Source organism: Micromonospora sp. DT227 (assembly GCF_049841835.1).
GTDB lineage: Bacteria > Actinomycetota > Actinomycetes > Mycobacteriales > Micromonosporaceae > Micromonospora.
Map to the genome: position 1 here is coordinate 202,936 of NZ_JBNCLA010000007.1, position 19,280 is coordinate 222,215.

A 19,280-nucleotide genomic window follows, 5' to 3' on the forward strand; every position below is an offset into this window, starting at 1 on the left:
CCCCTCTTAACACCTCGGGCCGGGCAAGAAGCGGCGCGACACGCCCCGCACGGAGCCCGGGGAACGGTGATCGTCGCTACCGTGTCCGGTGTGAAGGGCCTAGGCATACGCGGCTGGTTGCTGCTCGGGCTCATCACCGTGGTCGTGCTCGCCGCCACCGGCGTCTGGAACCCCTTCCCCCGCCTCTGGGACTGGGTCGACCGGAGCAAGCCGATCTCCGAGCCGGACGTGGTCTGGCAGCAACGCGTCGGCGGCACCCCGCGCAGCGTCACCATCGCCGGTGACACCGTGATCGTCGAGCAGCGCACCCGGATCGAGGCCCGCAAGCTCGCCGACGGCAGCCAGCTCTGGGAGCGCAAGGCCGACTGGTCGGCGGTGGCCGGCAGCGGCCGGGAGTCGGTCGTCGCCGTGGGCAAGCTGCTCGACAAGGGGTACGAGGTCCTCGACCCGACCACCGGCGTGACCCGCCGACGCGACGAGCGCGCGATCGCCGTCTGGACGTACCGCAACCTGCTGCTCGACGCGTACTGCGTGCAGGCCACCGACTGCACGCTGCGGGCCTGGGACCCGCGCGGCACCGCTCCGCTGTGGAGCGCGTTCCTGCCCGGCGTGCACAGCGGAGTGCTCGCCGACAATCCGGAGCTGCTCGGCACCCGCCGGCTGGGCGCGACCCGCATCGACGGCGGGGTGGCCGGGCCGGAGTCGGTCCCGCCGCTGCTCGGCTTTCCGGTCGACGGCCGGGTGCACGTGGTGGACACCGCCACCGGCCGGGTGCTCCAGAACGTCCAGCCCGGTCGGGAGGAGCGGCTCGCGGTGGTCGGCGGCCGGCTGCTCCGGGTCGCGGCCACCTCCCGCGACGGGAGCTGCTACTTCGTCGTCACCGCCGTCGACCCGGCCACCGGCCAGCAGGTGTGGCGACGGGCCGGGATCAACCTGCGTACCGCGGACGCCGCCGGTTGCGTGCAGCGGGAGGACCCACAGGGCGCCCGCAACGTGCTCATCGGGGTGGCCCCGGACGGCCGGGAGGCGGTGCTCGACGGCTACGACGGCCGGCTGCTCCAGGTGGGCGCGGAGGGCGAGAAGCTGCTCGCCGTCGACGACCGGTACGCGGTGGTGCGCAGCGCCGACAAGGACTCGCTGCTCGGCCGCGAGCTGTCCGCCGACCGGACCCGGTGGACGCGGCCGGCCGGCCAGAAGAGCGGCGCGGCGCTCACCCCGTACGCGGTGGTGATCACGGAGGAGAAACCGTCCCGGCTGGTCGCGGTCGAGCCGCGCGGCGGTCGGGTGCTGGCCGAGCTGCGCACGTCGGCGAACGCGCTGGCGGTCGGCCCGAACGGCATGATCGTCGGCGAGGGGCGGGAGATCGGGTACGTCCGCTGGGGCACCGGTGGCACCGGAGCGCCGCCGGCCGACCAGGGTGCCGTGCCGGCGCCCGACCCGGGCGACACCTGGCGTCCCCCGGGCGGCCGGGGCGACTGCGGGCCGAAGAAGGAACTCTGCGCCGACGGGAAGTGACGCCGGGTGAGATCGGCGTCCCAGGACCCCACCGGCGGGTGTCACCGATCGACCGCTCTGCCCTAGGCTTTTCGGTCATGAGCAGTGCCACCGCCTTCTCGTACGCGCCCCTCCTGCCGACCGGCCCCGACCAGACGGAATATCGCCTGGTCACCGACGAGGGCGTGGACGTCGTCAACGGCCCGGGTGGTCGCCGCTTCCTCACCGTGGAGCCGGCCGCGTTGACCGCGTTGACCGCCGAGGCCATGCACGACATCGCCCACTACCTGCGCCCGGCCCACCTGGCCCAGCTCCGGTCGATCATCGACGACCCGGCGGCCTCGCCGAACGACCGGTTCGTCGCGCTCGACCTGCTGCGCAACGCCAACATCGCGGCCGGTGGCGTGCTGCCGATGTGCCAGGACACCGGCACCGCGATCGTGATGGGCAAGCGCGGCCGGCACGTGCTCACCGACGGCACCGACGCGGAGGCGATCTCGCGCGGCGTCTACCAGGCGTACACGAAGCTGAACCTGCGTTACTCGCAGCTCGCGCCGCTGACCATGTGGGACGAGCGGAACACCGGCAGCAACCTGCCGGCCCAGGTGGAGCTGTACGCCGAGGACCCGGGCGGCCACCCGGACGCGTACAAGTTCCTGTTCATGGCCAAGGGCGGGGGCTCGGCCAACAAGTCCTACCTCTACCAGGAGACCAAGGCGCTGTTGAATCCGACGCGGATGATGCAGTTCCTGGAGGAGAAGCTGCGGCTGATCGGCACCGCCGCCTGCCCGCCCTACCACCTGGCCATCGTCATCGGCGGCACCTCCGCGGAGTACGCGTTGAAGACCGCCAAGTACGCCTCCGCGAAGTACCTGGACGCGCTGCCGACGCAGGGCTCGATGAGCGCGCACGGTTTCCGCGACCTGGAGCTGGAGGCGGAGGTGCTGGAGCTGACCCGCAACTTCGGCATCGGCGCGCAGTTCGGTGGGCGCTACTTCTGCCACGACGTGCGGGTGGTCCGGCTGCCCCGGCACGGCGCGTCCTGCCCGGTCGCCATCGCGGTCTCCTGCTCCGCCGACCGGCAGGCGGTTGCCAAGATCACTCCGTCGGGCGTGTGGCTGGAGCGCCTCGAAACCGACCCGGCCCGCTACCTTCCCGACGTCACCGACGAGACGCTGGACACCGAGACCGTCGTCCGCGTGGACCTGAACCGGCCGATGGACGAGATCCGCGCCGAGCTGTCGAAGTACCCGGTGAAGACGCGGCTGTCCCTGACCGGCCCGCTGGTCGTCGCGCGGGACATCGCGCACGCCAAGATCGCCGAGCGGCTGGACGCCGGCGAGCCGATGCCGCAATATCTGCGCGACCACGCGGTCTACTACGCCGGCCCGGCCAAGACCCCCGAGGGCTACGCCTCCGGCTCGTTCGGCCCCACCACGGCCGGCCGGATGGACGCCTACGTGGAGAAGTTCCAGGCGGCCGGCGGCTCGATGGTGATGCTGGCCAAGGGCAACCGGTCCGCCCAGGTCACCCGCTCCTGCCACACCCACGGCGGGTTCTACCTCGGCTCGATCGGCGGCCCGGCGGCCCGGCTGGCCCAGGACTGCATCAAGCACGTCGAGGTGCTCGAATACCCGGAGCTGGGCATGGAGGCGGTCTGGCGGATCGAGGTGGAGGACTTCCCGGCCTTCATCGTGGTCGACGACAAGGGCAACGACTTCTTCGCCGAGGTCACCAAGCCGGTGCTCACCGTCGGCCGTCGCTGAGAAATTTGAGTTCTCAGGAATCGGATGGTGAACGAGGTGCGACCGGTGGGCCACTGAAACTGGGCCACTGAAACGCGAGACCCGGCCCACCCACCGTCCGGAAGGCTGCCGGGTCCACTTCCAGAAGCTACTGCTCCTGGCGACTGCGATACTACCCGCTCCGCGCGGCCCGGTTCCACTTTCCGACATCGGTGCGCTCGCCCGGCCTCGCGACCGGACGGGCGCACCGCCCCCGTCGGATGTCGTCACCGACAACCGCGACGAGTCTGTCCGGCGGCGCTGTCGATCCGCTATCAGATCACTATCGCCTCGACGCGTCGTTCGGGGCATCCTGGCGGCATGTCAGGCAATCGAGTACGGGTTACCGGTCACGCTGGGCGGCAGCTACCGGAAGGAGACGGTGTGTCCCCTTGGGACGATCTGCTGGGTCACGCGTTCGGGCTGATGCTCGGCCGGCCGCTGGCGGAGTTCGACGTGGCGGGGACGTACGCGGTCTTCCACTACGACGACGAGACCGCCGGCGAGGTGCTCGAGGACCTTGATCCCGGAGAACTCGTCGCCGACGTCAACGGAAGCTCAGGCGACACCGGCGGTGAGTGGCTCTACCCGGGCCGCTGGGTGCCCGACCTGGCCAGGTCGGCGTTCATCGCCACGCAGGTGCGGCCCGCCGCGCTTCAGCCGCTGCTCACCGCCACGACTGATGACGGCCGGGCCATGGTGTGGGGCAGGGACCTCGGTAGGGCGCTGCAGGCTGGCTCGCTGAGTCTCGACGAGCTCAGCCCCGACGGCTACCGACGGTATCCCCATCTGCTCCTGCGACCGCGGACGGACGGCTCGCTGCTGGACGCGATGCGGGCGGCGACGTGGACGATGAGCGCTCCGGACGGCCTGAGCGACATCGGTGACAGCCTCGTACGGCACGGGTACGTCAAGCCCGGTGTGAGTGTGGTCGACCCTCGCTGGGAGTCGGCCCTGGACCAGGTCGGCGACGATGCGCTGCGACGCCACCTTCGCGGACTGTGCCTCGACGCTCACTGGGCACGGAGTGCGGGCGGGTACTACCTCGGCCCCGGTGAGTGCCCAGGCGATTGTCGGCCGATCGCCGACCTGCCAGGCAGCGAGGTGATCGCCGGCTGGGAGTTCGGTGAGGGGCAAGGATCCATGGTCGTCGTGTTCCTGAGTGAGCCTCACAGCTGGTAGCGCTCGACCGCCCCACGCCACCGCGACCGGCTTCCAGGTCGCCCGCCGCCAAGACGGTGTGACGGGCGTGCCGACGCGTCAATGTGTGCCAGAGCCCGTTCGGTGACCAGCGGGTTACGCTGCAGTAAGTGCACAAAGGGCGTACGGGGGCGGCGCATGCGGTTCGGGATCCTGGGACCACTGCGGGTAGGCGGGGGCGAAGCCACCGTCACCGCAGGTCGGGATCGGACCGTGCTCGCCCTCCTGCTGCTGCGCGCCGGTCGTGTGGTGCCGTTCGACGAGCTGATCGACGCCGTCTGGGAGGACCGGCCGCCGGCCACCGCCCGGGCCCAACTACAGATCTGCGTGTCGCGACTGCGACAGCGCCTCGCGGTGCTGGGGTTGCCGCCGGACGTCATCGTCACCGATCCGGCCGGCTACGGCATCCGGGTCGCACCGGACGACCTCGACGCCGACATCTTCGGCCGGGGGGTGGACGCCGCGCGGGCCGCGGTCGCCGCCGGCCAGTCCGAGGAGGCGCGTCGCCACTACCGGGCCGCGCTGGCCCTCTGGCGGGGGCCGGCGCTCAGCGGCATTCCCAGCCGGAGCGTACGCCGGCGGGCGCTGGCCCTCGACGAGCAGCGACTGGCGGCGTTGGAGGAGCGCGTCGAGATCGAGCTGCGGCTGCGGCCGGCGACCGACCTGGTCGACGAGTTGGTCGAGAGCGTCGAGCGGAACCCGCTGCGGGAGCGGCTGCGCGGCCAGCTCATGCGGGCCCTCGCCGCGGTGGGCCGGCAGGCCGACGCACTCGCCGTCTACCGCGAGGGTCGCCGACTGTACGCCGAGGAGCTGGGCATCGAGCCCGGTCCGGAGTTGCAGGACCTGCACCAGCGGGTGCTCGCCGGCGATCTGGCCCTGGGGGTCGCGGAGCACCGGTCCACCGTGCCGGTCCGTTCGCTGCCGCGGGCGATACGTGACTTCACCGGCCGGCAGCAGACCGTGGTCCGGCTGGTGAAGGAGATCGAGGAGGACCGGGTCCGGGTCCAGCTCATCGACGGCATGGCCGGCAGCGGCAAGACCACGCTGGCGGTGCACCTGGCCGCAGCCCTCGGTGACCGCTACCCGGACGCGCATCTCTTCGTCGACCTGCACGGGCACAGCGAGCGCATGCCGTTGACCCCCTCGGCGGCGGTGGCGGTCCTGCTGCGCCAGCTCGGGGTGCCGCCGGAGCGGATGCCGCTGGATCTGGCCGACCGGTTGACGCTGTGGCGTACCGAGCTGGCCGGCCGCCGCGCGCTCGTGGTGCTCGACAACGCGGCCGACAGCGCGCAGGTCACGCCGCTGTTGCCGAACGGCCCGGACTGCCTCGTCCTCATCACGAGCCGCGGCCGACTGGTCGGCTTGGACGAGGGGCGCCCGTCGTCCCTGCCCGTGCTCGACCCGGAGGAGGCGGTGGAGCTGCTCGGCCGGATCGTCGGCCGGGACCGGGTCGCCGCCGAACCGGAGGCGGCTGCCGAGGTGGCGCGGCGCTGCGGGCACCTGCCGCTGGCGCTGCGGCTGGCGGCGGCCCGGCTGGCACACCGGCCCCGCTGGCGGGTCGCGGACCTGGCCGAACGGCTGGCCACCAGCCGGGACCCGCTGGCCGAGCTGGCCGCCGGGGAGCGTTCGGTCGGGCAGGCGTTCGCGCTCTCGTACGCCCAGGTGTCGCCCACGGCGCAGCGGATGCTGCGGCTGATCGGTCTGCCGCCGGGTGGCGGGTTCGACAACCGGGTGGCCGCCGCGCTGGCCGACATCCCCCTGGCCGAGGCGCAGGATCTCCTCGACGAGCTGGTGGACGCGCACCTGGTGGAGGAGGCCGACCCGGGCCGTTACCGGCTGCACGACCTGATCCGCGAGTACGCCCGGACGCTGCTCGTCGAGCCGGGCCGGGCCGGGGAGCGCCGGGCGGCCCTGGAACGGCTGCTGGACCATCATCTCGACGTGGCCTCGGCGATCTCCCGGACGATCGAGTCGGCGGGCAGCCTGCGGTCCCTGCCCGCCAACCCGCCGCGCCGGCCGGATCTGGTGGCCGCCACGCTGCCGCAGGGCCGGGCCTGGTTCGACGAGCACGCGGCGCTGTTGACCGCGCTGGTCCAGCTCGCCGAGGCGGAGGGCTTCCGGCGGCACTGCTGGCAGCTCGCCCGGGCATGCTGGCGGGCCAACTTCGACAGTGGACACCTGGACGACCTGCTGGAGACGCACACCGTCGGCCTGCGCGCGGCCGAGGCGCTCGGTGACGAGGCGGCGGTGGGCACCATCTACAACTACCTGTCCTCGGTCTACTACCGGCAGGCCCGGTTTCCCGAGGCCATCCGGTTGATGCGGCGGGCCCTGGAGATCCGCCGGCGGCTCGGGCTCCGCGACGAGATGCGGGTGTCGTTGTGGAACCTCGGGGTGTCCTACTCGGCGAACGGGGATCACCAGCAGGGGATGGAGTGCCTCGACACCGCGATGCAGATGATTCGCGGCGCCGACCACACGGCGGAGCTGGCCAACCTGATCAACAACGTGGCCTACGCGTTGCTGTCGGCCGGCCGCCACGCCGAGGCGCTGCGTCTCAGCCGGTCCCACCTGGTGTTGGCGCGGCAGAACGGGGACTTCCGGCAGTTGGCGAACGCGGTCGCGCACACCGGCATGATCCGGCACCGGATGGGTCACCTGGAGCCGGCCCAACGACTGCTGCGGGTCGCCCTGCGCCTCAAGAAGAAGTACGTCGGCCGGTACAGCGAGGCGGAGGTGCTCAACGAGATGGGCGCCCTCCAGCGGCGGGTCGGCCGGCCCGAGCGGGCGGCCGACCTGCACCGGGAGGCGTTGGTGGTGGTGACCGATTCCGGCGATCGGATCGGTCAGTGCGCCTCGCGCAACCTGCTCGCCCAGGCGCTGCTCGATCAGGGTGACGTGGCCAGCGCGCTCGACCTGCACCGCCGGGTGCTCGCTGACGCGACCCGGCTCGGGGCCCGCTACGAGCAGGCCCGTGCGCTGCACGGCTTGGCCCGGTGCCTGCGCGACACGGATGCCGGGCAGGCCCGCCGGTACGCCGGCCGGGCGCTGGTGTTGTTCCGGCAGATCGAGTCCCCGGGCCGGCGGGCGACCGAGGAGCTGTTGGCCGAGCTGGGCTGAGGCCCGCGTCGCTTTCCCTGCGTACCGGCCGGCGGCGCGGCAGGATGGTACGCGTGACGACTCCAGAGGCGACCGGTTACCGGATCGAACGTGACTCGATGGGCGAGGTGGAGGTGCCCGCCGAGGCGCTGTGGCGGGCGCAGACCCAGCGCGCGGTGCAGAACTTCCCGATCTCGGGGCGCGGGCTCGAACCGGCCCAGATCAAGGCGTTGGCCCAGATCAAGGGGGCGGCTGCCCAGGTCAACGGCGAGTTGGGCGTGATCGACGCGGACGTGGCCGAGGCGATCGCCACGGCCGCCGCGCACGTCGCCGCCGGGGGCTACGACGACCAGTTCCCGGTGGACGTGTTCCAGACCGGCTCCGGCACGTCGTCCAACATGAACACCAACGAGGTGATCGCGTCGCTGGCGAGCCGCGAGCTGGGCCGCGACGTGCACCCGAACGACCACGTGAACGCGTCGCAGTCCAGCAACGACGTGTTCCCGACCTCGATCCACCTGGCCGCCACCCAGTTCGTGGTGGAGGATCTGCTCCCGTCCCTGACGCAGCTCGCCATGGCGTTGGAGGCGAAGGCGGCCGAGTTCGAGACCGTGGTCAAGGCGGGCCGGACGCACCTGATGGACGCCACGCCGGTGACGCTCGGGCAGGAGTTCGGCGGGTACGCCGCCCAGGTCCGCTACGGCGTCGAGCGGCTGGAGTCGGCGCTGCCCCGGCTGGGCGAGCTGCCGCTCGGCGGCACCGCGGTGGGCACCGGCATCAACACCCCGCTCGGGTTCGCGGGCAAGGTGATCGGGCGGCTGCGGGACTCGACCGGCCTGCCGCTGTCCGAGGCACGCAACCACTTCGAGGCGCAGGGCGCGCGGGACGCGCTGGTGGAGACGTCCGGGCAGCTCCGCACCGTCGCGGTCGGCCTCTACAAGATCGCCAACGACGTACGCTGGATGGGTTCCGGTCCCCGCGCGGGCCTGCGCGAGCTGCGCATCCCCGACCTCCAGCCCGGCTCGTCGATCATGCCGGGCAAGGTCAACCCGGTGGTGGCCGAGGCGATGCGGCAGGTCTGCGCGCAGGTGATCGGCAACGATGCGGCGGTGGCCTTCGCCGGCTCGCAGGGCGACTTCGAGCTGAACGTGATGCTCCCGGTCATGGGCCGCAACCTGCTGGAGTCGATCAAGCTGATCGCCGCGTCCAGCCGGCTCTTCGCCGAGCGCCTGGTGGCCGGCCTGGTCGCGGACGCCGAGGTCTGCCTGGCGTACGCGGAGGGCTCGCCGTCGATCGTCACCCCGCTCAACCGCCATCTCGGGTACGACGAGGCCGCCTCGATCGCCAAGGAGGCGCTGGCCAAGCAGATCTCCATCCGCGAGGTGGTGATCTCGCGCGGGCACGTCGACTCGGGCAAGCTCACCGAGACCCAGTTGGACGAGGCGCTGGACCTGCTCCGGATGACGCACCCCTGAGGTCAGGGCATGGCCCGTCGTCGCGCCCAGCCGAGGAAGCAGATCTTGGTACGAAACGGCCCTCGGAGGGGCGCGATTCTTCCAAGATCTACCGCAACCCAGCCGCAACGGCCACACCCTGGCGGTAATTGCCTCGCCCCGGGCGACGGGTCGGCGGGATGATCCGACCGTGCCTGACGACGACGGGGTGTTGCGGGAGACCGGCCGGCTGACGCTGCGCCGGTTCACCATGGCCGACGTGGACCGACTGGTCGCGCTGGACGCCGACCCGGAGGTGATGCGGTTCCTCACCAACGGTGTGCCCACGCCGGCCGCGACGATCCGAGACGAGGTGCTGCCCCGGTTGCTCGCGCAGTACGGCCGGCATCCCGGGCTGGGTCGGTGGGCCGCGCTCGACCGGTTCACCGGGGAGTTCCTCGGCTGGCTGGCGCTCGATCCGTCCGACGACGGCGGCGAGGCGGAGTTGGGTTACCGGTTGCGCCGCGCGGTGTGGGGGCACGGGCTGGCCACCGAGGGCGCGCGGGCGCTGGTGCGGCAAGCGTTCGACACGGTCGGCGTGCGGCGGGTGTGGGCGCAGACGATGGCGGTGAACGACCGCTCCCGCGCGGTGATGGCCCGTGCCGGGTTGCGCTACGCCCGCACGTTCCACCTGGTCTTCGACGATCCGATTCCGGGTACGGAGCACGGCGAGGTGGAGTACGAGCTGCTCCGGGCGGACTGGCCCGCGATCCGTCAGGAGTGGGACGCCGCCCTGCGGGCCCGGTAGGCGCTGACCGCGGCCCGGTTGCCGCAGCCGGCGTCGCAGAACCGGCGGGACCGGTTCTTCGACAGGTCGACGAGCACGTTGTCGCAGTCGGGGTGGTCGCAGCGGCGCAGCCGGGTCAGCTCGCCGGAGCGGACCAGGTCGGCCACGGCCATCGCGGCCTCGACCGCCATCCGGGTGGCCAGCGGCGCGTCGCGGGGCACGGCGTGCAGATGGTACGGCTCGTCGTCGTGCCGGATGAGCTGCGGCAGGGCGTGCGACTCGCGGAGCAGCCCGTTGACGGTCTCCACCACCTCGTCGGTGTCGGCGTACCAGATCCGGCGCAGCCGGGGCCGCAGCGTGTGGACCTGGCGTAGTTCCGCCTCGGTGTGCTCGTGCCGGCCACTCCAGCCGTACGCGGTGAAGAACTCGTCGAGCGCGGTGACGTCCGGCAGGTCCTCCCGACCCGGGCCGGTGGTGTTCACCAGTGCGGCGGCGGCCACCAGCCCGCACTCGGTGTCATGAGCGAAAAGCAACTTGACTCCTGTCGGACGGCACCCCTAACGTCATCAGCGTAACGCTTCTTCACTCATGACCAGGGGAATGTCGATGCGCGAACGGTCCGGCACCGGGCTCGGCCTGGCCCTGCTCTCCGCGCTCACGTTCGCCACCTCGGGCACGTTCGCCCGACCGCTGATCACCGGTGAGTGGTCGGCGGTCGCCGTGGTGATCGCCCGGGTCGGCATCGCCGCGCTGGTGCTGGCCGTGCCCGCCCTGCTGGTGCTGCGCGGTCGCTGGCCGGTGCTGCGCCGCAACGCGCTCACCGTGGTGCTGTTCGGGCTGCTCGGGGTGGCCCTGGCCCAGGCATGCTTCTTCAACGCGGTCCGGTACCTCCCGGTCGGCGTGGCGCTGCTGCTGGAATACCTCGGCATCGTGCTGGTGGTCGGCTGGATGTGGCTGGTCCACGGCCAGCGACCCCGGGTGCTGACCGTGGCGGGCTCGCTCACCGCGCTGGCCGGGTTGGTGTTCGTCCTCGACCTCACCGGCGCCGGTCGGCTCGACCCGGCCGGCGTGCTCTGGGGGCTCGGCGCCGGCGTGGGGCTGGCCGGCTACTACGTCATCGCCGGCCGTGTCGACGCCGAACTGCCCTCGGCGGTGATGGCCAGCGGTGGCATGGCCGTCGGCGCCGTGGCGCTGCTGCTGCTCGGTGGGCTGGGGGTGCTCCCACTGGCTGCCGGCACCGCCGACGTCAGCTTCGCCGGGCACCGGGTGAGCTGGCTGGTGCCGATCGTCGGGCTGTCGCTGATCGCCGCCGTGGTCGCATACCTGGCCGGGGTCGCCGGGGCGCGGCTGCTCGGCGCCCGGCTCTCCTCCTTCGTCGGGTTGACCGAGGTGATGTTCGCGGTGCTGATCGCCTGGTTGGTGCTGAACGAGCTGCCGAGCGCGATCCAACTGGTCGGCGGCGTGCTCATCGTCGGCGGTGTCGCGCTGGTCCGGGTGGACGAGCTGCGGGCCGGCCCCGGGGAGGCGTCACCGGCCCCGGCCGGGGCGGCGCTGGTCGGTGAGCGGTGACCGCACCCCGGACCGCCGTCGTCTTCGACGCCGACGAGACCCTTGTCGACCTGCGCCCGGCGGTCACCGGCGCGCTGGTGGCCGTACTCGAGGAGATGCGGCGGTGGACCCCGGCGGCGGCCGAGGTGTCGCTCGCGGACCTGGAGGGGGACTGGGGTGCGGTCTTCGGCGCGCTCAGCGCGGCCCCGGTCGGGGAGATCCGCCGCGCCGCGCTGGCCCGGTCGCTGACCCGGGCCGGGCTGGACGCCCACCTGGACGAGTTCGCGGCGCTCTTCTTCGCCCGCCGGTACGCCCTGAGCCGGCCGTTCCCCGACGTGCTGCCGGCGCTGGCCGCGTTGCGCCCGCACCACCTGCTGGGCTTCGCCACCAACGGCAACAGCCGCGCGGAACGCTGCGGCCTCGACGGCCGGTTCGCCTTCGCCCTGTACGCGCACGAGGGTGGCCTGCCGAAGAAGCCGGCACCGGCGTTCTTCGCCGCCGTGGTGGCTGCCGCCGGGCTGCCCGCCACCCGGATCGTCCACGTCGGCGACTCGCCGGAACATGACGTGGTCGCCGCCCAGCGCGCCGGCCTGCGGGCCGTCTGGCTCAACCGGGCCGGACTGCCCCGGCCGGCCGGCCTCGAACCCGACGCCGAGGTGTCCACGCTGGCCGAGCTGCCCGGGGTGATCGCCGCGTTGACGAGCGCGAATGCCTGATTGTGGCGTATTCCGGGCGCACACCTGGCGAAACCCGCTCCCGTGATGTGGGATGACTGCCACGTCCCTCAACGAGAGGATCTGAATGTGGTGAGCAAGCGCTTCACCGCCGGTGCGGTCGCGGTCGCGGCCTCGCTGGCACTCACGGTGACCGGTCTGGGGGTTCCGGCGACGGCCGCGCCGACCAGCACCCGGACCTTCACCGTGCTGGCGGAGAGCGGCGTCTCCACCGACGCCGCGATCGCCGCGATCAAGGCGGCCGGCGGCACTGTCGTCTCCCGCACCGACGACGTCGGCCTGTTCCAGGTGCGCAGCGACCGGGCGGACTTCGCCAGCCGCGCCACCGCGGCCGGCGCGCTCCTCGGCGCCGCCGAGGAGAAGGCGATCGGCCGCAAGCCCAAGCTCGACCGGGTCGAGCAGGAGCACCTGGTGGCCGCCGCCGCGGCCAAGGGCAAGGTCGCCAAGGGCAACGCCAAGAAGATGGACCCGCTGGACGACAAGCTCTGGGGCCTGGACATGATCCGGGCCGACCAGGCGCGCAAGATCGAGCCGGGCGACCGCCGGGTCACCGTCGGCGTCCTGGACACCGGCGTCGACGCCAGCCAGCCCGACCTGGCCCCGAACTTCAACTGGGCGCTGTCCCGCAACTTCGCGCCGGACATCCCCGACGTCGACGGCCCGTGCGAGGTGGCGAGCTGCCTCGACCCGGTCGGCACCGACGACGGCGGTCACGGCACCCACGTGGCCGGCACGATCGGCGCCGCCGCCAACGGCTTCGGCCTCTCCGGCGTGGCCCCGAAGGTCTCCCTGGTCGAGCTGAAGGGCGGCCAGGACAGCGGCTACTTCTTCCTCAACCCGGTGGTCAACGCGCTGGTGCACGCCGGCCGTTCCGGGCTCGACGTGGTCAACATGTCCTTCTACGTCGACCCGTGGCTCTACAACTGCACCGCCAACCCGGCCGACAACCCGGAGCAGCAGGCCGAGCAGCGGACCATCATCGAGGCCATGAAGCGGGCGCTGACCTTCGCCCACCGCAAGGGCGTCACGCTGGTCGGCTCGCTCGGCAACAACAACGAGGACCTGGGCGCCCCGCGGACCGACGAGAGCAGCCCGGACTACGGTGACACCCCGCCGTACCCGCGCCCGATCGACAACGCGAGCTGCTGGGACCTGCCGGTCGAGGGCCCGCACGTGATCGGCGTCTCGGCGGTCGGCCCGTCCGGCAAGAAGGCCGACTACTCGAACTACGGCACCGAGCAGATCTCGGTGGCGGCGCCGGGTGGTTGGTTCCGGGACGGCTTCGGCACCGACACCTACCGCACCGACGCCAACATGATCCTCTCCACGTACCCGAAGAAGGTGCTCCAGGAGGAGGGGTCGGTCGACGAGGACGGCAACATCGTGGCCGGCTTCGAGGACTCGGTGTTCAAGCAGTGCACGGCCAAGGGTGAGTGCGGCTACTACACCTACCTCCAGGGCACGTCGATGGCGTCCCCGCACGTCTCCGGCGTGGCCGCGCTGATCGTCAGCCGGTACGGCAAGCAGCAGGGCCGCAACGGCTACGGCATGGCGCCGGACCAGGTCGAGCAGCACCTCTACCGGACGGCGGCCGAGCACGCCTGCCCGGAGCCGCGGCTCCAGACCTACACCAACGAGGGCCGGGACGAGACGTACAACGCGTACTGCGCGGGTTCGTTGAACTTCAACGGCTTCTACGGCTACGGCATCGTCGACGCCTTCGCCGCGGTGAAGACGCCGCTGAAGCCCAACGCGCGGCCGTAACGACATTCGCGGTTCCGAGAAGCCCGGGCGACGTACGTCGCCCGGGCTTCTCCGTGTCGGCGATTGCACACAGTGGTCTTCCCGCCGGTCGCTGTCCGGTTGGTGCGAAATGGCATTTGTGCAGCTCAAACCCCCGGTGAGGGCCGAAGGTCCCTTCCATTGACCGACCTCTTCGACTCGAATTATCACCGAGAGTGATCATTGGGTCGACGGGCTGTGGTGCCGCGGCGGCCCTCGGCGAGGAGGAGAACCATGTCCGAGGAGACCATCCGCAAGGCTGCCATCCCGAAGCAGAACGCGGCCGAGGAGCCGGCGCTCGGCCCCGGCGACCCGCCCGACTACTTCGGATTCACGCCCAACTACGCCAACACCGCGCTCCCGACCGTCGTCGGCGGCGTGGTGCAGCCGGGCACCGGCGTCCGCAAGTTCGTCGACTCGCTGCCCGGCGTCGGGCCGAACAACGCCAACGACCTCAACCACTACATCCCGGTGGCGGTGCCCGACACCATCACCTACCCCGGAAGCGACTACTACGAGATCTGCGTCCAGGACTACGGCAAGATGTTCAACCGGGACCTCGCGCCCCCCACCCGCCTGCGCGGATATCGGCAGGTCAACAACGGCACCGACCCCAGCGGGCACAACACCATCGCGCCGCCGGTCCGCCCCTACTACTGCGGGCCGCTCATCTACGCCCGCCGGAATCGGCCGGTGCGGATCAAGTTCCTCAACCTGCTGCCCACCGGCGCGGCCGGCAAGCTGTTCCTGCCCGTCGACACCACCCTCACCGGCGCCGGCACCGGCCCGTTGAACAACACCGAGCTCTACACGCAGAACCGCGCCGTGATGCACATGCACGGTTCCGAGACGCCGTGGATCAGCGACGGCACCCCGCTCCAGTGGTTCACTCCGGCCGGGGAGGTGACGTCCTACCCGCGCGGCGCCAGCTACGCCAACGTGCCGGACATGCCCGACCCCGGACCGGGCGCGGTCACGCTCTACTTCCCGATGCAGCAGAGCGCCCGGATGATGTGGTATCACGACCACACCGAGGGCATCACCCGCCTCACCCCGTACAGCGGGCAGTTCGCGCTCCTGATCCTCCAGGACCCGGTCGAACAGCAGATGGTGACCGACGGGGTCATCCCGCCCGGCGACCTCCCCCTGGTCATCCAGGACAAGACGTTCGTGCCGCCACCGGCCCAGCTCGCCCGGCAGGACCCGACGTGGGACACCGTCAACTGGGGCGGGCAGAGCAGCCTGTGGATGCCGCACGTCTACATGCCCAACCAGAACCCGTACAACGCCGCCGGTGCCAACCCGATGGGCCGCTGGGACTACGGGCCGTGGTTCTGGCCACCGTTCACCGGCATCCAGCAGGGCCCGGTGCCCAACCCGTACTACGACCCGGTCACCCGGCCCTGGGAGCCGCCGGTGCAGCCCGGCACACCGCTGCCCACCATCACGGAGGAGGCGTTCATGGACACCCCGGTCGTGAACGGCTGCGCCTACCCGACGTTGCAGGTCGAGCCGAAGGCGTACCGGTTCCGGATCCTGAATGCCTGCAACGACCGGGCGCTCAACCTCCAGCTCTACCACGCCGCCTCGAACGGCACGATGTGGAAGCCGGACGGCACGTTGAACGACGGCGCCGCCGGCGAGGTGCCGATGGTCGAGGCGTGCCCGAACCCGGCCTTCCCGCCCACCTGGCCCACGGACGGTCGCGAGGGCGGCGTGCCCGACCCGGCCGCCGTCGGCCCGGACTGGATCCAGATCGGCAACGAGGGCGGGCTCCTGCCGGAGGTCGCCATCATCCCGCCCCAGCCCATCAACTACGAGTACGACCGCCGCTCGATCACGGTGCTCAACGTCTCCGACCACTCGCTGCTGATCGGGCCGGCCGAACGCGCGGACGTGATCGTCGACTTCTCCACCGTCGCACCCGGTTCGACGCTCATCCTCTACAACGACGCCCCGGCGGCGATGCCGGCCTACGACACCCGGTACGACTACTACACCGGGGACCCGGACCAGACCGACACCGGCGGGGCACCCACCACCCAGCCCGGCTACGGCCCGAACACCCGCACGCTCATGCAGATCCGCGTCGTGGGCACGCCGGCCGCGCCGTTCGACCTGGCCCGGCTCCGGACGCGACTGCCCCAGGCGTACGGGCAGAGCCAGCCCAAGCCGATCGTGCCGGAGGAGGCGTACAACGCCGCGTTCGGCACCAACTCCACCAACCACTACGTGGCGATCCAGGACACCACCATCACCTACGTCCCGCTGGGCGGCACCACCCCGGTCACCCTCGACCTTCAGCCGAAGGCGATCGTCGAGGAGTTCGACCCGGTCTACGGGCGGATGTTGCCGACGCTCGGCGTCGAGCTGCCCAAGACCAGCGCGTTCATCCAGACCACGATCCCGCTCGGCTACATCGACCCGCCGACCGAGATCCTCTCCATGTCCAACCTGGCCACCCCGGTCGGCTCGGCCGGTGACGGCACCCAGATCTGGAAGATCACGCACAACGGGGTGGACACCCACTTCGTCCACTTCCACTACTTCAACGTCCAACTGGTCAACCGGGTCGGCTGGGACGGCGTCTACAAGCCGCCGGACGCCAACGAGGTCGGCTGGAAGGAAACCGTGCGGATGAACCCGTTGGAGGACTGCATCGTCGCCATGCGGCCCGCGCTGCCGGTCAACCTGCCGTTCAAGGTCGGCGACAGCGTCCGGCTGCTCGACCCGACGCAGCCCCCCGGCACCACCAACGGCTTCACGCAGATCGACCCACAGACCGGCGACCCGGCCGTGGTCACCAACGAGCCCTACAACTTCGGCTGGGAGTACGTCTGGCACTGCCACATGGTCGACCACGAGGACTTCGACATGATGCGGCCGATGGTGATCCGGGTGTCCCCGGCGCCACCCACCAACCTGACCGCGACCGTCAACGCCGGCTCGGCCACCGTCCCACCCGCGATCGTGCTGAACTGGACAAACCCCACCGGGCTGCCGGCCGCCACCCAGGTCGTCGTGCAGCGCTCGACCAACTCCTCCTTCACCGCCGGGCTCACCACGGTCACCCTGGCGGCGGGTGCCACCACCTATTCCGACACCACCGCGGTGCCCGGTGTCACCTACTTCTACCGGGTCCGGCGGGAGAACAGCGCCAGCTATTCCGCCTGGTCGAACACCGCCTCCGGGGTGACCAGCCTGACCGCCCCGACGAACCTGACCGCCACCCAACCCGGCAACAGCCCGGTGCGGGTGACCCTGAGCTGGATCAACCGGTCGTACTCGACCTCGGTCGAACTCCAGCGCGCGACCAACCCCGCCTTCACCACCGGGCTGACCACCGTCACCCTGGCCGCCAACGCGACCAGCTACACCGACACCACGGTCGTGGCCGGCACCACCTACTACTACCGGGTGCGCACCGTCTATCTCGGCGTCGGCTCGCCCTGGTCGAACACCGCCACGATCGCCGTCGGCGGGCCGCCGGCCGCCCCGACGAACCTCGCCGGCACCGCCGTCGCCGTGGCCGGCGGCACCGCGACCGTGAACCTCACCTGGCAGGAGAGCGCCAGCAGCGTGGTCACCAGCTTCGTGCTCCAGCGGGCGACCAATGTGGCGTTCACCGCCAACCTGGCCACCTTCACCCTGGGCGGAAGCGCCCGGAGCTACAGCGACACCGGCCGGGCCCGGTCCACCACCTACTACTACCGGATCCAGGCGGTGAACTCGTTCGGCAGCTCGGCGTTCAGCGGCACCATCGCCGTGACCACGCCGGCCTGACCGGAACCGGTGCGGCGGCGTCCGGATCTCCCGGGCGTCGCCGCCTGTCCGAGTGGTGAGGCGACACCGGCGAGGTGGCGCGACGGGGTGCGCGTGTTCGGACCGGTGCGCCGGAGTGGAGAGGTCACGGACGCCAGCCGCGGGCCACCAGCGCGGCGCGGATCTCGCGGACCAGGGCGGGGAACTCCTGGCGCAGGCGTCGACCGGTCACGTGCAGCACCAGCCAGCCAGCCCTCACGAACTGGTTGAGCCGACACCGGTCGAGGTGCATCCGATCGGGATCCGCGTGCCACCGACCGTCGTACTCGACCGCCACGCGGAACTCCGGCCACGCCAGGTCGGGATGCAGGACAGGGCCGGCCGGCACGCGTACCGGGTGCTGTGCCACCGGGCGCGGCAGACCGGCGAGCACGAGCCGCACCCGCAGATGTGACTCGGGCGGTGACTGGGCGCATCCGTCGGTCAGGCCGAACACCCAGGACGCCCGCCGGCCGCCCGGACGGCCGGCGTTCCGCGCCGCCTCGGTGGCGAGCCCGGCCGGGCTGACCGCACGGATGCGCAGCAGCCCGTCGATGATGCCGACGGCACGAACGGGATCGGCCCAGACCGCCGTCTCCCAGGCGCAGGCGACGGGTGCGGTGCGGGGCGGCGGCCCGGCCGGACCGGGCGGCCTCGGGTCCGGTGGCCCGGCCGGGGCGGGTGTTCTCGGGTCCGGCGGCCCGGCCAGGTGGGGCGTTCTCAGGTTCGGTGGCCCGGCCGGGGCGGGTGGTCTCATCAGTTCCGGGGGACCGGTCGGTCCGGCCGGCGATCCGGGGGGAGTCGTCGGACCGGCCGGACGCGGCGGGCGGTGCCGAACCGGCGGCCGGCCCGGGTCCACCGCGTCGGGTGGCCGGACGGCCGGGAGTCGTCTGCCCGCGCCGCGCCGAGTGGTCGTGCCGGTCGACATGGCGGCGCGTGCCGGCATCGGGCCGAAGCCGGTCGGCGCGGCGGTGCTCGTCGGTGCCGTGGCGGTGCCGGCGGGGACCAGCAGGCCGCTGCGGGTGCTGGACACCGGGGCGTGGTGCACCCGGACGCCGGGTTGGGAGTCGGCTCGGACCGTGGCCGGTAGCAGGACGTGCACGTCGTCGGTGAAGTCGGCGGCGTGCTCGACCCCGTGCAGGCAGGCCGCCGACGGTCCGGCGATCAACGTGCCGGGCGGCATGCGGAGCAACACGGCGCGGCAGGCCAGCTCGTGGTCGCGGTCGAGGCGGGCGTCGGCGTAGACGTCATGCCGGAGTCGGAGCCAGGACGCGCCCCGGAGGTGGTGGCGCGAGAGAAGGCCGCGCCGGACCGCGTCCGAGCCACGAAAGACCTGCCAGGCCAACTGCGGCGGGCGATGAGGGTGAGGTGGCATACGGCAAGCGTGGGGCTCCGAGGCGGCTGTCGACACCCCTGTGGACAACCACCACGGCCGAGTCCGTACCACGCCTGTGGACAGCCCCCACCGACACCCGCGATGTGCTAGGGACCTGCACCCGTTCCCCGAAACGCGCCGCGGCGCGGAGCGACGCCGTTCCGGCGAGATGGGCGTATCCGCGGCGGGTGGCGCCGTCATTTCGCCGAGGTGGGCATATACGACCCGGGCGGATGCCGCCAC

The 19,280-nt window shown here is 72.0% G+C and carries 12 protein-coding genes; 10 read left to right on the forward strand and 2 right to left on the reverse strand.

The window, feature by feature from the left end:
• Positions 1–81 precede the first annotated feature (81 nt).
• The 6 genes from ACLQ2W_RS23865 (at position 82) to ACLQ2W_RS23890 (ending at position 9,818) form a co-directional block, all read left to right on the forward strand.
• Entirely contained in the window at positions 82–1,515 is a 1,434-nt protein-coding gene (locus ACLQ2W_RS23865) for a PQQ-binding-like beta-propeller repeat protein (protein ID WP_425788752.1), read from the forward strand.
• A gap of 77 nt (positions 1,516–1,592) precedes the next feature.
• Positions 1,593–3,260, forward strand: coding sequence for a fumarate hydratase (locus tag ACLQ2W_RS23870; RefSeq protein ID WP_425788754.1), 1,668 nt, complete (start codon positions 1,593–1,595; stop codon positions 3,258–3,260).
• 402 nt (positions 3,261–3,662) lie between these two features.
• Positions 3,663–4,460 carry a hypothetical protein gene (locus ACLQ2W_RS23875; RefSeq protein ID WP_425788756.1) on the forward strand — a complete coding sequence of 266 codons (798 nt, stop codon included), beginning with the start codon at positions 3,663–3,665 and terminating at the stop codon, positions 4,458–4,460.
• Positions 4,461–4,616: 156 nt separating this feature from the next.
• Positions 4,617–7,598 carry a BTAD domain-containing putative transcriptional regulator gene (locus tag ACLQ2W_RS23880; protein WP_425788758.1) on the forward strand — a complete coding sequence of 994 codons (2,982 nt, stop codon included), beginning with the start codon at positions 4,617–4,619 and terminating at the stop codon, positions 7,596–7,598.
• A 44-nt stretch (positions 7,599–7,642) separates the two neighbouring features.
• Positions 7,643–9,052, forward strand: coding sequence for a class II fumarate hydratase (locus ACLQ2W_RS23885; protein WP_425788760.1), 1,410 nt, complete (start codon positions 7,643–7,645; stop codon positions 9,050–9,052).
• Between the two features lie 169 nt (positions 9,053–9,221).
• Complete coding sequence (locus tag ACLQ2W_RS23890) at positions 9,222–9,818, forward strand: GNAT family N-acetyltransferase (protein WP_425788762.1); 597 nt, start codon at positions 9,222–9,224, stop codon at positions 9,816–9,818.
• Here ACLQ2W_RS23890 and ACLQ2W_RS23895 read toward each other — a convergent pair.
• Positions 9,785–10,330 (reverse strand): CGNR zinc finger domain-containing protein, encoded by a 546-nt coding sequence (locus tag ACLQ2W_RS23895; RefSeq protein WP_425788764.1) that lies wholly within the window; start codon positions 10,328–10,330, stop codon positions 9,785–9,787. The genes ACLQ2W_RS23890 and ACLQ2W_RS23895 overlap by 34 nt on opposite strands.
• Before the next feature lie 73 nt (positions 10,331–10,403).
• Here ACLQ2W_RS23895 and ACLQ2W_RS23900 point away from each other — a divergent pair, with 73 nt between their 5' ends.
• The 4 genes from ACLQ2W_RS23900 (at position 10,404) to ACLQ2W_RS23915 (ending at position 17,644) form a co-directional block, all read left to right on the forward strand.
• Positions 10,404–11,366: an EamA family transporter gene (locus ACLQ2W_RS23900; RefSeq protein WP_425788766.1), complete on the forward strand. Its 963-nt coding sequence runs from the start codon at positions 10,404–10,406 to the stop codon at positions 11,364–11,366.
• The gene (locus tag ACLQ2W_RS23905) at positions 11,363–12,061 is read left to right on the forward strand and encodes an HAD family hydrolase (protein WP_425788768.1); all 699 of its coding nucleotides are present in this window, start codon (positions 11,363–11,365) and stop codon (positions 12,059–12,061) included. The genes ACLQ2W_RS23900 and ACLQ2W_RS23905 overlap by 4 nt, the downstream gene beginning before the upstream one ends.
• A 90-nt stretch (positions 12,062–12,151) precedes the next feature.
• Entirely contained in the window at positions 12,152–13,843 is a 1,692-nt protein-coding gene (locus ACLQ2W_RS23910) for a S8 family serine peptidase (protein WP_425788770.1), read from the forward strand.
• A gap of 252 nt (positions 13,844–14,095) precedes the next feature.
• Entirely contained in the window at positions 14,096–17,644 is a 3,549-nt protein-coding gene (locus ACLQ2W_RS23915) for a hypothetical protein (RefSeq protein ID WP_425788772.1), read from the forward strand.
• A gap of 124 nt (positions 17,645–17,768) precedes the next feature.
• Here the strand turns inward: ACLQ2W_RS23915 and ACLQ2W_RS23920 are convergent, their stop codons facing one another.
• A complete protein-coding gene (locus tag ACLQ2W_RS23920) occupies positions 17,769–19,037 on the reverse strand; it encodes a hypothetical protein (RefSeq protein WP_425788774.1) in 1,269 nt (422 codons plus the stop codon).
• Positions 19,038–19,280 lie beyond the last annotated feature (243 nt).

What these genes read in the sequence shown, in the direction of transcription:
- ACLQ2W_RS23880 (WP_425788758.1), top strand. Translation starts at nt 4,617, where the DNA reads ATGCGGTTCGGGATCCTGGGACCACTGCGGGTAGGCGGGGGCGAAGCC.
- ACLQ2W_RS23920 (WP_425788774.1), bottom strand. Translation starts at nt 19,037, where the DNA reads ATGCCACCTCACCCTCATCGCCCGCCGCAGTTGGCCTGGCAGGTCTTT.
- ACLQ2W_RS23885 (WP_425788760.1), top strand. Translation starts at nt 7,643, where the DNA reads ATGGTACGCGTGACGACTCCAGAGGCGACCGGTTACCGGATCGAACGT.
- ACLQ2W_RS23915 (WP_425788772.1), top strand. Translation starts at nt 14,096, where the DNA reads ATGTCCGAGGAGACCATCCGCAAGGCTGCCATCCCGAAGCAGAACGCG.
- ACLQ2W_RS23870 (WP_425788754.1), top strand. Translation starts at nt 1,593, where the DNA reads ATGAGCAGTGCCACCGCCTTCTCGTACGCGCCCCTCCTGCCGACCGGC.
- ACLQ2W_RS23900 (WP_425788766.1), top strand. Translation starts at nt 10,404, where the DNA reads ATGCGCGAACGGTCCGGCACCGGGCTCGGCCTGGCCCTGCTCTCCGCG.